At 69.2% G+C, this 13,095-nt stretch carries 13 protein-coding genes, 1 tRNA gene and 1 riboswitch; of the genes, 8 read left to right on the top strand and 6 right to left on the bottom strand.

All coding sequences use genetic code 11. The annotated features are described in order from the left end of the window. The first annotated feature begins 380 nt into the window (after nucleotides 1–380). Both LQF10_RS02900 and LQF10_RS02895 read left to right on the top strand, forming a co-directional pair. Complete coding sequence (locus LQF10_RS02900) at nucleotides 381–650, top strand: hypothetical protein (protein ID WP_231066005.1); 270 nt, start codon at nucleotides 381–383, stop codon at nucleotides 648–650. A 176-nt stretch (nucleotides 651–826) separates the two neighbouring features. Further along, nucleotides 827–1,600, top strand: coding sequence for an SDR family oxidoreductase (locus tag LQF10_RS02895; protein WP_231066004.1), 774 nt, complete (start codon nucleotides 827–829; stop codon nucleotides 1,598–1,600). A gap of 172 nt (nucleotides 1,601–1,772) precedes the next feature. On the opposite strand, the gene LQF10_RS02890 is transcribed toward LQF10_RS02895, so the two are convergent. Further along, nucleotides 1,773–1,863, bottom strand: a tRNA-Ser gene (locus LQF10_RS02890). A 68-nt stretch (nucleotides 1,864–1,931) separates the two neighbouring features. On the opposite strand from LQF10_RS02890, the gene LQF10_RS02885 reads away from it, so the two are divergent. Beyond that, a complete protein-coding gene (locus LQF10_RS02885; RefSeq protein WP_231066003.1) occupies nucleotides 1,932–2,750 on the top strand; it encodes an NAD-dependent protein deacetylase in 819 nt (272 codons plus the stop codon). 82 nt (nucleotides 2,751–2,832) lie between these two features. Here LQF10_RS02885 and tadA read toward each other — a convergent pair whose 3' ends face one another. Further along, nucleotides 2,833–3,306 carry a tRNA adenosine(34) deaminase TadA gene (tadA, locus tag LQF10_RS02880; RefSeq protein ID WP_231066002.1) on the bottom strand — a complete coding sequence of 158 codons (474 nt, stop codon included), beginning with the start codon at nucleotides 3,304–3,306 and terminating at the stop codon, nucleotides 2,833–2,835. A gap of 110 nt (nucleotides 3,307–3,416) precedes the next feature. Between tadA and upp the strand changes: the two genes are divergently transcribed. Continuing rightward, nucleotides 3,417–4,055 (top strand): uracil phosphoribosyltransferase, encoded by a 639-nt coding sequence (upp, locus tag LQF10_RS02875; protein ID WP_231066001.1) that lies wholly within the window; start codon nucleotides 3,417–3,419, stop codon nucleotides 4,053–4,055. 175 nt (nucleotides 4,056–4,230) lie between these two features. Here upp and LQF10_RS02870 read toward each other — a convergent pair whose 3' ends face one another. Both LQF10_RS02870 and LQF10_RS02865 read right to left on the bottom strand, forming a co-directional pair. Next, nucleotides 4,231–5,475: an O-succinylhomoserine sulfhydrylase gene (locus LQF10_RS02870; protein WP_435531427.1), complete on the bottom strand. Its 1,245-nt coding sequence runs from the start codon at nucleotides 5,473–5,475 to the stop codon at nucleotides 4,231–4,233. A 79-nt stretch (nucleotides 5,476–5,554) separates the two neighbouring features. Then, a complete protein-coding gene (locus LQF10_RS02865; protein ID WP_231065999.1) occupies nucleotides 5,555–5,974 on the bottom strand; it encodes a rhodanese-like domain-containing protein in 420 nt (139 codons plus the stop codon). A 4-nt stretch (nucleotides 5,975–5,978) separates the two neighbouring features. Then, nucleotides 5,979–6,059: riboswitch (SAM riboswitch) on the bottom strand. A gap of 338 nt (nucleotides 6,060–6,397) precedes the next feature. Between LQF10_RS02865 and LQF10_RS02860 the strand changes: the two genes are divergently transcribed. From LQF10_RS02860 to LQF10_RS02845, 4 genes are all read left to right on the top strand, one after another. Beyond that, a complete protein-coding gene (locus LQF10_RS02860; RefSeq protein ID WP_231065998.1) occupies nucleotides 6,398–6,790 on the top strand; it encodes a hypothetical protein in 393 nt (130 codons plus the stop codon). After that, on the top strand, nucleotides 6,787–7,641 hold the full coding sequence (locus LQF10_RS02855) for a TOMM precursor leader peptide-binding protein (protein WP_231065997.1): 855 nt from the start codon (nucleotides 6,787–6,789) through the stop codon (nucleotides 7,639–7,641). Before LQF10_RS02860 ends, LQF10_RS02855 begins: the two co-directional genes overlap by 4 nt. After that, complete coding sequence (locus LQF10_RS02850) at nucleotides 7,638–8,996, top strand: YcaO-like family protein (RefSeq protein WP_231065996.1); 1,359 nt, start codon at nucleotides 7,638–7,640, stop codon at nucleotides 8,994–8,996. The genes LQF10_RS02855 and LQF10_RS02850 overlap by 4 nt, the downstream gene beginning before the upstream one ends. 115 nt (nucleotides 8,997–9,111) lie before the next feature. Then, the gene (locus tag LQF10_RS02845; RefSeq protein WP_231065995.1) at nucleotides 9,112–9,873 is read left to right on the top strand and encodes a nitroreductase family protein; all 762 of its coding nucleotides are present in this window, start codon (nucleotides 9,112–9,114) and stop codon (nucleotides 9,871–9,873) included. A gap of 49 nt (nucleotides 9,874–9,922) precedes the next feature. Here the strand turns inward: LQF10_RS02845 and LQF10_RS02840 are convergent, their stop codons facing one another. Together LQF10_RS02840 and LQF10_RS02835 are read right to left on the bottom strand one after the other, a co-directional pair. Next, on the bottom strand, nucleotides 9,923–12,859 hold the full coding sequence (locus LQF10_RS02840) for a helix-turn-helix transcriptional regulator (RefSeq protein ID WP_231065994.1): 2,937 nt from the start codon (nucleotides 12,857–12,859) through the stop codon (nucleotides 9,923–9,925). A gap of 29 nt (nucleotides 12,860–12,888) precedes the next feature. After that, the gene (locus LQF10_RS02835; protein ID WP_231065993.1) at nucleotides 12,889–13,077 is read right to left on the bottom strand and encodes a hypothetical protein; all 189 of its coding nucleotides are present in this window, start codon (nucleotides 13,075–13,077) and stop codon (nucleotides 12,889–12,891) included. Nucleotides 13,078–13,095 lie beyond the last annotated feature (18 nt).

Below are 13,095 nucleotides of genomic sequence, written 5' to 3'. Positions count from 1 at the left end.
GCTGTTCCTCGTGGTGCCGCTGACGCTTGGGCCGGCAGCGGGTTGGCCGTGGCCGTTGCTCGGGATGCTCGCCGCGGCCGGGGTGGTGCTGATCCTGTTCGGCAGGTCGCAGCGCAATTCCGAGCGGCGTGGGGAGTTGCCGGTGGTTCCGCCGGGCGTGCTACGTGCTCCGGCGGTGTGGCAGGGCCTGGCCATGACTCTGCTGTTCTTCACCGGATACGGCGCGTTCCTGTACGAGTTCGCCGCGCTCACCCAGGGCGCCTTCGGCGCTGACGCGTGGGGCGCCGTCGTGCTGCTGCTCGGCTTTGGTGCATCCTTCATCACCACGGCTCTGGCGACGCCTCTCATCGAACGTGGCACGGGCCGGTGGACGATGACGGGTGCCGCGCTCGGGCAAGCGGCCGTGCTGGGCGGTCGGTGTCGCCGGCGGGCTGTTCACCACCCTGCAGCAACTCGGCCTTGGCCTGGGCGTGGCACTGCTCGGCGGACTGTTCCATGCCGTCGCCTCCGCGACAGTGGAGGGTTCGGCGGCACCGGGGGGTTCGGCGGCCGCGCTGCCGATCGGGTTCGCGGTCGCCGTCACCGTCCAGGCAGGGTTTGCTCTCGTGTTCGCCGCCCTTGCCGCACGCATCGCCCGGGCCGAACGGTAGCGGGGGGTGTCTGCATGTCCCGGGAGTGGCAGCGTCACTCGACCGGGACGCCGTGGTTCAGAGTGTGGCGAACGGGGTGGCCGGAGCAGGAATGGCGATGGTCGACCGGACGGGCGAACCCTCGCCGTCGCGCGTAGGTTGGCGAGTAGCAGGTCCGCCGGGACTCGTGGGGAGCGATGATGCAGGGCAAAGTGGCGCTGGTGACTGGAGCGGGTTCGGGTATCGGGGCGGCCTCCGCGCGGCTGCTTGCCGCGCGCGGCGCGAAGGTGGCGCTCGTGGGCCGGACGGAGTCCGAACTTGAGGAGGTCGCGGAGGCGATCCGGGACGCTGGCGGCGTAGCGATCTCGGCGGTGGCCGATGTCAGCGACAGTGGCGCGACCGAGGCGGCTGTACAGGTCGCCATCGACGAGTTCGGGGGGCTCGACGTGGTGGTCGCGAACGCGGGGGTCAATGGCACCTGGGCGGGCATCGACGATCTGTCCGTCGAGGACTTCCGCTCAACCCTGGACATCAACCTCGTCGGCACGTTCGTGACGATCAAACACGCGGTGCCACATCTACGTCGTGGGGCATCGATCGTCGTCGTGTCCTCGGTGAACGGCAGCAGAATTTTCTCCAACAGCGGCGCCTCCGCCTACTCCGCGTCCAAAGCCGGTCAGATCGCGCTCACCAAGATGCTGGCCGTCGAGCTGGGCCCACGTGGGATCCGCGCCAACGTGATCTGCCCGGGGGCCATCGACACTGAGATCGACGACAACACCGACCAGAAGAATCAGGACGTCCTGATCCCGGTGGAGTTCCCCGACGGTCCGATACCGCTCACGGGCAACACACCAGGTACTTCCCGGCAGGTTGCCGACCTCGTCGCCTTCCTCGCCAGCGACGCTGCCTCTCACATCAGCGGCACCGAGGTGTGGATCGATGGCGCTCAGTCGTTGCTGCAGGGGTGAGAGCCCGCTCCGCGAGCGGTTCCGGACCAGCGGTAGCGGTGGGAACCGTCGCCACACGGCAACCCAGCGGTAGCGGTGGGAACCGTCGCTCGCCAGAGCGAGCTCCTCCCAAATCCCCCATCTGAGATGTGATGAGGGCCCCGCCGAAAAGCGTGGCGGGGCCCTCATCACATGGCGGTAGCGGTGGGATTTGAACCCACGGTGGGCGATTAACCCACACAGCATTTCGAGTGCTGCACCTTCGGCCGCTCGGACACGCTACCTCGGCGAGCCAGAATACCCGGGGAGGCGCCGAACGCCCAAACTCACGTCGCCAACGTACCCTCGATCCGTGACTTCCGCGCCTGCCGTCGACCAGCTCATCACGCTCCTGACCGGACGCCGCTTCACGGTTCTCACCGGTGCCGGCATCTCCACCGATTCTGGCATCCCGGACTACCGCGGCCCCGACTCTCCACCGCGCACCCCGATGACCTACCAGCAGTTCGTCTCCGACGATCGCTTCCGGCGCCACTACTGGGCCCGCAACCACGTGGGCTGGCGGCATCTGCGCCGTACTGACCCGAACGACGGCCACCGAGCACTCGCCCGCCTCGAGCAACGTGGTTTGGTCACGGGCGTGATCACCCAGAACGTCGACCTGCTCCACCAGGCGGCCGGCTCACAACGGGTGATCGATTTGCACGGGCACTACAACGAGGTGATCTGCCTGAACTGCGCGACGATCATCTCCCGCTCCGCGATGCACGAGCGCCTCGAATCACTCAACCCCGACTTCACCCGTGAGGTGGGCGATGTGGAGATCGCCCCGGACGCGGACGCCGTCATCGAGACCACCGACGGATTCGTCGTGCCGGACTGCGAGGTCTGTGGCGGCATGCTCAAACCGCACATCGTCTATTTCGGCGAGAACGTCCCCAAAGCCCGGGTCGCCGAGGCGTTCGCGCTGGTTGAGTCCGGTGATGCGCTCCTGGTGGCCGGATCCTCGCTGACCGTCCTCTCCGGGTTGCGGTTCGTGCGCGCCGCCCACAAGCAGAACATGCCGGTGGCGATCATCAACCGGGGCACGACCCGGGGTGACCATCTCGCCACTCTGCGGATCCACGCCGGCACCTCCGAGGCCCTCACCGCCCTGGACGCCGCCCTCTGACCCTCCTACCCGCCAGCCGGGGCAGCCTTGTGGCTCTCGGGGCAGGAACTCGGGCGAGGCGGCGGGTTTGCCGCATCGCGCCTCAGCGGCGGGTGGTGAAGAAGTCCCGCAGCTGGCGCGACGCCTCCACCTCCCGCACTCCCCCGCTCACCTGCACCTGATGGTTCAGCCGTGAGTCCCGCACGACGTCGCGTGTGGAGCCGCATGCCCCCGCCTTCTCGTCCCACGCACCGAGCACGAGGCGTGGAACCCGGGCGAGCACGATCGCGCCGGCGCACATGGTGCATGGCTCAAGGGTCACCACGAGTGTGCAGCCACTCAGCCGCCAGCCGCCCAGGTGCTGGCCCGCCGCGCGCAGGGCGAGGATCTCCGCATGAGCCGTGGGGTCGCCGTCGGCTTCGCGCCTGTTCCGACCCACGCCGATCACGTGTCCTTCACCGGAGAGCACGACGGCGCCCACCGGCACATCGCCCGCGTCGCCTGCCGCACGGGCTTCGTCGAGCGCGATGCCCATCGCCTCCATGATGCGGGTCTGCTCGGGGCTGCTGTGCGTCATGGACCCAGTGTGACTCGTCGAGCCCGGACACACCTTCCACGCACCGACCCACGTTGCAGCCTGTGTCCGACTGTGGAACCTGTGTCCGCGATGGCCGTTAGATTGGCACCATGCGTTTGCACGTCGCGGATCACCCGCTCATCGCCCACAAGCTCACCGTGTTGCGGGACGTCCGCACCCCGTCGCCGATCTTCCGCCAGCTCACCGAGGAACTCGTCACGCTGCTTGCGTACGAGGCCACGCGGGAGATCCGCACCGTCGCCGAGGAGATCGATACCCCAGTCGCGCGCACCACCGGCACCACACTGGCCGAGCCGCGCCCACTCGTGGTGCCGATCCTGCGCGCCGGCCTCGGCATGCTGGAGGGGATGACCCGGTTGCTGCCGACTGCCGAGGTGGGATTTCTCGGGCTGCAGCGCAACGAGGAGACGTTCGAGGCGATCACCTACGCCAACCGGCTCCCGGACGATCTGACGGGCCGGCAGTGCTTCGTGATCGACCCCATGCTCGCCACCGGCGGCACCCTGGTGGCCAGCATCGAGTACTTGTTCGAGCGCGGCGCGCGGGATGTGGTCTGCGTGTGCCTGCTCGCCGCCCCGGAAGGTCTACGCGCCGTCCAGGACGCCATCGGCGACCGCGCCGACGTGACCATCGTGACGGCCGCCGTCGACGATCACCTGAACGAAAAGGGGTACATCATCCCCGGCCTCGGTGACGCCGGGGACCGCCTCTACGGCGTGATCGACTGACCGCGACCAGCCGTCCGGCCGGTACGACGCCCCACTCATGGGCCGAATATTCGGCCCATGGGGCTTCAGGGGTCAAAAGTTCGGCCCCGGGAGGGGGCGACTGGTGGCGCGCCGGGGTCGATGGCAGGCAGAGTGCGGTCGATTGAGTGCGCCGAGAGCGCGGTCAAACGGGAACTCAGAGCGCACGCAGCGCCTGGGTGAGGTCGCCCTGCAGGTCGGCCACATCTTCCAGGCCCACCGAGAGGCGCACGGTGGAGTCGCTGATCCCGACGGCGTAGCGCTCCTCCCGCGCGATCTTCGAGTGGGTGGTGGTGGCCGGGTGGGTGATCAGCGACTTCGCATCGCCGAGGTTGTTGGAGATGTCGACCAACTGCAGCGCATCCAGGAACGCGAACGTGCGCGCCTTGATCTCCTCCGGGGAGCCGTCAACGTCCAGATCCAGCGTCACCACGGTGCCGCCACCGGCCATCTGCTCCTTCGCAAGCCCGGACTGCGGGTGCGAGTCCAGGAAGGGGTAGCGCACCCCGCGCACTCCTGGCTGGCTCTCCAGCCATTGCGCTATGTCCAGCGCCGCGGCGGTCTGCGCCCGCACCCGCACCGCCAAGGTCTCCAGTCCCTTCAGCAGCACCCAGGCGTTGAACGGGCTCAGGCTCGGGCCGGTGTTGCGGATCATCTGCTTCACCGGGCCCTCGATGTAATCCCGGGTACCGAGGATCGCACCGCCGAGCACCCGGCCCTGACCATCGATGTGCTTCGTTGCTGAGTACACCACCACGTCCACACCGAACTCGAGTGGCTTCTGCAGGATCGGGGTGGCGAACACGTTGTCGAGGATCACCGTCGCGCCGGCCCGATGTGCGAGTTCGGTCACTGCCGCCACGTCCACGATGTCTTGCATCGGGTTGGACGGGGTCTCGAAGAGCACCACATCAGCCGGGGTGGCCAACGCCGCCTCCCACTCCTCGATCCGGTGCGCGTTGACGTAGTCGACCCGCACGCCCCACTTGCCGAGGATGTCGTTGAGCACCACGAAGGTCGATCCGAAAAGCGCGTTCCCGGCCACGATGCGGCTGCCGGACTGCACCAAGGCCGCGAGCGAGGTGAACACGGCGGACATGCCGGTCGCCGTCGAAAAGCATGCCTGCGCGCCCTCGATCAGGCGCAGACGTTCCTCGAAGGCGGAGACCGTCGGATTGCCGTACCGGGAGTAGATGAACCGGTCGGCTTCGCCGAGGAACGCGGCCTCCGCGTCAGCTGCCTGGTCGTAGGTGTAGCCCTGGGTGAGGAAGACCGGTTCGGAGGTCTCCCGGAACTCGGTGCGCTGCTGACCTCCGCGGACGGCGAGGGTGGCCGGGCCGAGCCCGTCCGGCAGGGAAGACCTCGGGCGGGGTTCGCTCACTGCCACTCCTTCTCTGGGCATTGCGATGCCTCGCTCCGCGGGCCCTCGTGCCTCGTACCTGCTACGCGGGGGCTCCGCACGCTCATCGGCGCGCCCCCGCTCAGCTCTGCACCCAGGGCAGCCCGTCAGCGCGCCAACCCTTGAACCCTCGGTGCCCCTCCGTATCGGTGGGGCCTTCGAACCCGTCGGCCACGTTGTACGCGGGGCCGAACCCGGCAGCGGTGGCAGCCTCGGCGGCGGCGATGGAGCGCTGCCCGCTACGGCAGATGAACACCAGCGGCTTACCGTCGCCCGGCTCGTACCCGGCCTCGGTGAGCTGGTCGATAAACCGGGGGTTACGCGCGCCGTCGGGAAAGGTGTTCCATTCCACCAGGGCAGTGGGCCGGTCGATCGGCTGCGTGTTCGGGACACCGACGAACGACCACTCGGCACGGGTACGCACATCCACGAGTGCAGCGTCGGGGTGGTCGATCAAGTACTGCCAGGCGTCGGTCGGGGCGAGGTCTCCGGCGTAAGTCATCAATCCTCCATCGTTTCTGGCGGTAGCACCGGATGGGTTGCTGCAGCGTCATCGAGCCAGATCTCTCAGCTGCTCTGGATGGTCAGCGTTCATCGTAGGGTCCCGTTGGCGGCGCTGTCATGTTGCCGGCTGCCGTCCCGCCAGGTGGTCAGATGAAGCGGCCTGGCCCTGCCGGGCGTTCGGGCAGGACTGTCCTATGCTCACCGGATGGCCCTGCTGCGTGCGCCGAACCAGTTCTCCCCGGCGACATCTGGCGGCCCGACGACGCCCTCGTGCTGTGGTTGCTGTTGTTGCTGCTGCTGTGCGGGCACGGTGGTGGCAGCCTCGGTGGCGCTGCCTCTACTCCTCGCGCAGATGACGCCGCGCCCGCCCACCGCGCCGGAGCCGCCCGGCACCGGCGCTCCACCGGCGCACACACCCGGTATGCCAGCAGAGCCCAGGCCCGGCCGCACCGGCGGAATCGTCCTCGCGGCGCTCGCGCTCCCGATCGGGCTGTTGGTGGCCCTCTCCGGTGCGGTCACCGGCGAGTTCTTCATCGTCACAGCGCTCGCCGGATTGCTCCTCACCCTCGGCCTGGCGGTCTTCGGCTACCGCCGTGCGGGACTAGCCCCGTCACCATCGATCGCCGTCCCGCTCCTCGTCCTGGCGCTGGCCGCAGCCGTATTCGTCGGTGAGATCACGCTGTGGCTGCTCGCCTTCGAGGGGATCTACCTCGCCATCGCGATCGCCGGCATCGTCGCCATCCCGCTCCTCACGATCGCTGGCCTCCTCGGTGTGGGCGCCGCACGACGCAAACGCCGCCGCACGGGCCTGTGAAGACGCCGATCACCCCAGCACCGACGAGGGCCCGCACGATCGTCGGTGCACCTGGGTGGCGGGTCAGTGACGAGGGCGGCTATCTCGTGGCGACCGCCGGGCCGGATGAAATCTGGGTGGTCGACGACGTCCCCGGCACCATCGCCGCGGAACTCGCGGGTTGCTGGTCACCGGAACCGCCCACCCCGGCAGATCTCTCCCCTGCTGCTCTGCTCGCAGTGGAACAACTCCGGGCGATCGGCGTGTTCGGCACTCCGGTTATGCTCTCGCCGCTGGCGCTCGCCCTGAGGTTCGCCGGCACTGACTCGCCCGATTTCCGGGCTGCGTTCGCCGCCCTCTGCCGCATGCACGGCTGGCGCCTGTTCGATCACGTCGACCAGCCTGACGGCGGCCGGCCCAGCTCTGTGGACGTCGTCACCATCGTGGTGCGCACCACCGCCACGCTCGCGGCGACGGCGCAGCTGACGGGGGAGCTGGTACGTGCCGGTGATCTGCATCTGCTGTGCGATCTCTCCTCGGCGCACACTCTCGCCCTGGGCCCGTTCGTGGCACCGGGGCACAGCGCGTGCGTGGGGTGCCTGGCTGGACGGGTGCAGAGTCGATGGGGTGACCCGGCTCCGCCCTCCACTCCTGGTGCCGCCTCCGGGGCGGGCGCACAGGCCGCTGCCGGACTGCTCGCGCACCAGCTCCGGCTGGCGGTCGAGGGGCGCTTCCCTCTCGTGGACGCGTGCGTCTCCATCGATCTGGACTCCTTGGAATCCGGCCGCAGCCCGTGTCTGCGCAGCGCCCAGTGCTCCCTGTGCGGCGGAATCGTCACCGATGGGCGATTGAGCCTGCCCTGGGCTCGATGATGCTGCTCCATCCGGATCCGTCTGGCCTGCGCGATCAGGAGCCAGGACCCGCTCGGTCGCTGCTGGACCGCGCCGTCGGCTGGCGGTGCGGAACGGCGGTGTCGGTGGGCCGGGTTCCCAGCACACCGGCCGATCCACCGATCGTGCAGTACTCGGCCCTGTACGGTCCGGCGGACGAGCGCACTCCAGCAGGCGGAGCCGCCACCACCCCTGCGCAGGCACGTGCGGCGGCGATCGGTGAGCTGCTGGAACGGTACGCAGCCGCCTCGTTCCCACTGCCGGTGCACCCGTTGCATTCCGTGCCACCGGCGGCGCGGGTTCTCTGCCACGACGACTTCTCCCTGCACACCCGCGACCAGCGGGCCCAGCCCGGCTTCCCGCATCACGCCAGTTACGCGAGTGACCGGGTCACCCGCGTGTTTCGCCTACGGGACAATGAACCCGTCTGGGTGCCGGCGAACCTGGTAGGCAACGATCCTGAGCTCGGGCACCTGGCCACCTCGAACGGGCTCGCCGCCGCGCCGACGAGCCTGCTCGCCCTACTTCGCGCCACGCAGGAGCTCATCGAACGCGATGCGCTGGTGACCACATGGCTGCACGCCGTGCCAGCTCGCCGGGTGCCGATCCCGGCCGAGGTACTGACCGTCCTGGGCCAGCACGGGTCCCGAGCCCCGCACAGTGACCGCACCTTCGACCTCACGGTGCTCGACCTGACCCCGGCATTCAGCCCCCACCCGGTGGCGGCAGTGCTGGGTACGGCACCACGCGGCGGCCGAGATCGGCACAGCATCGGACTCGCTTGCCGATCCACCTTCGCAGAGGCCGCCGCCAAGGCGGCACTGGAATGGGCACAGGGGATCGGATTCGTCGGAGTGAACGGCATGCCGACGGCGCAGGGAGCGCAGGGGGCGCAGCCGAATGGCCGCTTGTCACGAAGCATCGGGCAGCTCAGCTCTGCCGCTGCGGGCCCGCACCCCGACAGCGTGAACACCTTCGACGACCACGCGACGTTCTACACCCGACGGCCAGATCTGTGGCACACGCTTGCGGTGTGGGGCGGACCAGAGACCCGCGCCACGCCGGGTACAGGAACTGTGCCCGTGGCCGCTCAGCTCGCCGAACTCATCACCGGGCTCGATGCTGCCGGTATCGACCTGCTCTATCGCGAGTTGACCCTGCCCGATCTCGCCGGCTGCGGCGTCCGCGCGGTGCGGGTGCTCAGCCCGCAGCTGGTACCGATCCACCCCGATCACCGCTGGCCGCACCTGGGCGGTACCTGCGCCGATGTGGCGCGGCGCTACCCGTGGGCAACGCCGGGCGACTTCCCGGCACCGATGCCGCACCCACTCGGCTGACCACCTGCGCCGGACGCACCCACTCTGGCGAACCACCTACCGTCCGCGCACCGAGCGGCAGCGCACCGAGCGGCAGCGGACCGCGACCGGCACGCCCCGCAGGTACCGTGACGCCATGAGCACGCCACATTTCGAGGATTTCTGGACAGCATCGGCGATCACCCCGGCAAACCGGCAGGCATTCTTCGACCGGATCGCCGCCTACGTGCCAGCCGAGCCAGCGCAGGACCCGTGGTCACGACCGAGCCCGCCGCAGTCAGCTGAGCGCCTGGACGGCTCATTCGCCGAGCTGATCGACCAGCGACGGTCCGTACGGGCCTTCTCCGCCGAGCCCCTCGAGGACCGCGATCTCGGCCGCCTACTCTCTGTGCTGGCCGAAGGAACCTCTGGCCGGCCGAATCCGGCAGCAGGCGGACTGAACACCATCCGTGGGATCACCCTGACCTGGCCTACCGACCGTGGACCTGGACGCGTGCTGCAGCACGATCCGGTCGTCCACATGCTCACCCCGGTGGGTGGCTGCCCGGCCTGGGCGGATCTGATCGACGATCTCGGTGGCGCTGACGCGATCACACCTCCGGCGGCAGTGGTCGGCCTCTTCGCGGACACCCGGGCCCTGCTCGCCAAGTACGGAGAGCGTGGCGGCCGGTTCGCCCTGTTGGAAGCTGGGGCGGCGCTACAGAACCTCTCGCTGGCAGCCGCAGCACTCGGATTGGTCGGCTACCCCATGGGTGGCGCCGTAGATGCCCGGATGCTGCACCTCGCCGGACTGACCGGCACGGATGATGCCTCCGGGGCCGACGAGGACCACGAGAGGATCGTCGCACCCGGTGCGGCTCGGTACGTGGTCGGCTACGCCGTCGGCAATCCTGCCTGAGACCACCGGAGGGGCCATCCCGCAGCCAGGTCGGCCAGGCGATCCCCGGTCAGCCCGCGATCAGGCCGTCGGTGATCGCCCGCGCGACGGCGTCCGTTCGACTGTGCGCACCCAACTTCGCCATCACGCGGGTCAGGTGGACACTGACAGTCTTCTCGCTGATGTACAGCTGCTCGCCCACAGCACGGTTGGTCAGTCCCTGTGCGACCAACTCGAGCACGGCCCGCTCCCGCGGGGTGAGCAGATCTGTGGAGACCAGACGGACGCCCGGCACGGGAATCCGGTGCCGACGGGCCAGTGATTCCAGCACGGTGGCCAGCGGTGCTGCTCCCAGTTCACGGGCGACGACCAGCGCCTGACCGAGTTCGGCAGCACCACGATCGGCCGCATCCTCCGCAGCGTCAGGGGCCTTTCCAGCCGCGAGCAGTGCCTCGGCGAGGCGCCATCGGGCAATGGCTTCCTGGTACCGGTCACCGTATCCGAACGCGTTCACCACGGCAGACCAGAGCGAGGGGGAGTCGACACCACGCAGCCGGGCAGTCTCCGCCTCGCAGCGTGCCACCCAGGCCAGACCCTCCGGGCCGATCACGGCGCCTCGAGGTGCACCTTCAGCACATGCACTGGTGACCACGGCGGCAAACGTCTCGCCCGCGCGGACCGCCGCCTCCTCCGCTTCCTCCGCATGCCGGCGCCGCGCCTGCGCGGCCACATCCGCTGCAGCACTCACCCCCAGTGCGCCAATCCTCAGCAGGTGCAACGGCGGCCGGTTCTCCGTGGCCAGCACCCGGTCCACCGTTCGCTGTAGCACCGCGACCACCTCATTGGCGCGCTGTTGCCAGAGCCCGCGCTCAGCGCTCGCATAGGCGGCGATCTTCAGTTGTTCATCCTCCACCGTGGTGAGCACATCAGCCGCCTCGAGGTACCGGTCAGCTTCCTCTCCTCGTCCCCGGCTCGCCGCGAGCAGCGCTGCCGAGCAGGTGATCACCCCGGTCAGCCAGTCCGGCGCCTGTTCACCCGGCGGGGACGCCAGCCGTTCCGCCTCATCCCAGTCACCGGCGGAGTACAGCACCTGGATGGCGAGCCAGACGAGCTCTCTCCCGTAGGTGGCCCACACGAGCCCTTCCTCGCGTGCTCGCGCCAGACCGCGCCGCGCATGCTCGGCCGCGAGCGCCACGTTTCCTCGCTCGAACTCACCGACGGTGAGATTGAAGTGTGCCCGCAGTTCCACTTCGAACGCCCCGACCTCGGCGGCCCGGATCCGAGCCTGATCGAGCACCGCCATCGCCTCGGTGTCCTTGGCCTCGTGCAACAACAGGTACGACAGGGAGATCAGCGCATCGGCCTCGGCATCTCCAGCGCCCACCTGGCGCGCATTCTGCACGGCTTCCTCGACCCAGGCGCGGTGTTGGGGGGATGGCGCGCCGATCGAGAGAGTGGACAGCACCCACGCCCGCTCCCTGCTCGGCGGTTCGGAGCGAATCAGCTCCCACGCCTCGGCGATCACCTGCGCCCCGGCTTCCCACTGGTCCTCGGCGAAATGGACCTTGGCCAGCCGGCGGAGCACGGCTGCACGCGCCACCGGATCAGTTCCAGCCTCGGTCAGTGCCAGCGCCGAGCGCAGATAGGAGGTCGCGCGCTCCGTGCGGCCCGCGGCCACTGCGGCGTCCGCGGCGCGCATGATCAGGGTCAGCTCGTCGGTACCCGTCACGTCGGCCGCGTCCGTGACGGCGTCCCACAGGGCCAAGGCTTGCTCGAGATGGTTGAGCACATCGGCGGTGGCGGCCACGTCCTCGGCTTCCTGGGCGGCGTCGATGTGCGCCACCAGCGCCGTCGGCAGGTCACCGGCCTGCGTGGCGTGATGAGCCTGAGCGCCCCGCCAGCCGGCGCTTCGCACATCACCGAGCAGGCGCACGAACGCCGCGTGCGTGCGGGCGCGCTCTCCCGGCAGCAAGTCGGCATACACGGCCTCACGCAGCAATGAGTGCCGGAACGCCAGCGCACCGTCTTCTCCCACCACGAGCACATAGCGCTGGACACACTCGCGCAACGCTCGTTCCAAGTCGTCCTCATTCAGCCCGCTCACGGCGGCCAAAGTGGATTGGCGCACTTTGCTCTGCCCGGCCACCGCAGCCACTCGCACCACGTGCTGGGCGGTAGCGCCGAGCTGCTCGATCCTGCCCAGCAGCACATCGGCGAGGGGGCTCGAGGGGAACATCTGAAAGCCGTTCTCGCCGGTGTGCGCCAGCAGTTCCTCGGCGAAGAAGGCGTTGCCCTCGGATCGGCGTGCGACGCATTCGATGTCGTCCGCGGTGCGCTCGACTCCGTCCAACGCGACCAGCGCCTGCGCGAACGCGCGCGTCTCCTCCGGGCCGAAGCGTTCGAGGTCGATGCGCTCCACTCGTCGCATCCGCGCCAGCTCAAGAACCATCGGCCGCAACGGGTGCCGCCGGTGCAACTCATCCGAGCGGTAGGTGAGCACCACGGCGAGAGCTTCGTGGGACATCCTGGCGAGGAGGAAGGTGAGCAGATCACGGGTTGATGCGTCTGCCCAATGCAGGTCCTCGACCACCAACAGCACCGGTGCACGCCCGGCGAGGCCAGTGAGGACGTTGAGAAACGCATCGAACACCTGGAGCTGATCGGCTGCGCGTTCGGTACCGCCACGCGCCACCAAGGTCGCCAACGCGGGAGCGTCGGCCACCAGCGAGGAGTCGATCTCCCGTACCTGTTCGAGTACCTCCACCACAGGCAGGTACGGGGGTGCCGCATCCCCCAGGCCCACGCAGTGGCCGGTGAGCACCGTGCCGCCCTCATGCGTGACCTTGGCGGCCAGCTCGGTGACCAACCGGGACTTGCCCACCCCCGCTTCACCGGGCAGCAGCACGGCGCCGGCCGACCCCTCGGTCGCTTGACGCCACACTGCCTCCAAGCGAGCGAGTTCCGCCGTGCGCCCCACCAACGCGATCTCCGACCCGACTCGTGCCACGAGGGTCATCGTGTCATGCACGGCAGACGTCAGGCTCGTCGTTCCAGGTCCTCAGGGGCGAGGGTGCGGCCCAGTTGGGCGGTCCGGGCGTCGGAGCGTTCGGCCACCAGTCGGCGGATACTCAGCCGGCGGCGGGTGCGCCCGGGAGCAAGCTGAGTGAGCAGCCGCTCGCGGCGGTCGGCCATCTCGGCGTGGTACTGGTCGTAGTGGATGCTCATGGTGGGCTCCTCGTTCGT

Source organism: Ruania halotolerans, assembly GCF_021049285.1.
In the GTDB taxonomy this organism is placed as follows: Bacteria; Actinomycetota; Actinomycetes; order Actinomycetales; family Beutenbergiaceae; genus Ruania; species Ruania halotolerans.
The sequence above is the reverse complement of the archived record's forward strand: the minus strand, read 5'-3'. Positions and strand labels throughout refer to the sequence as shown.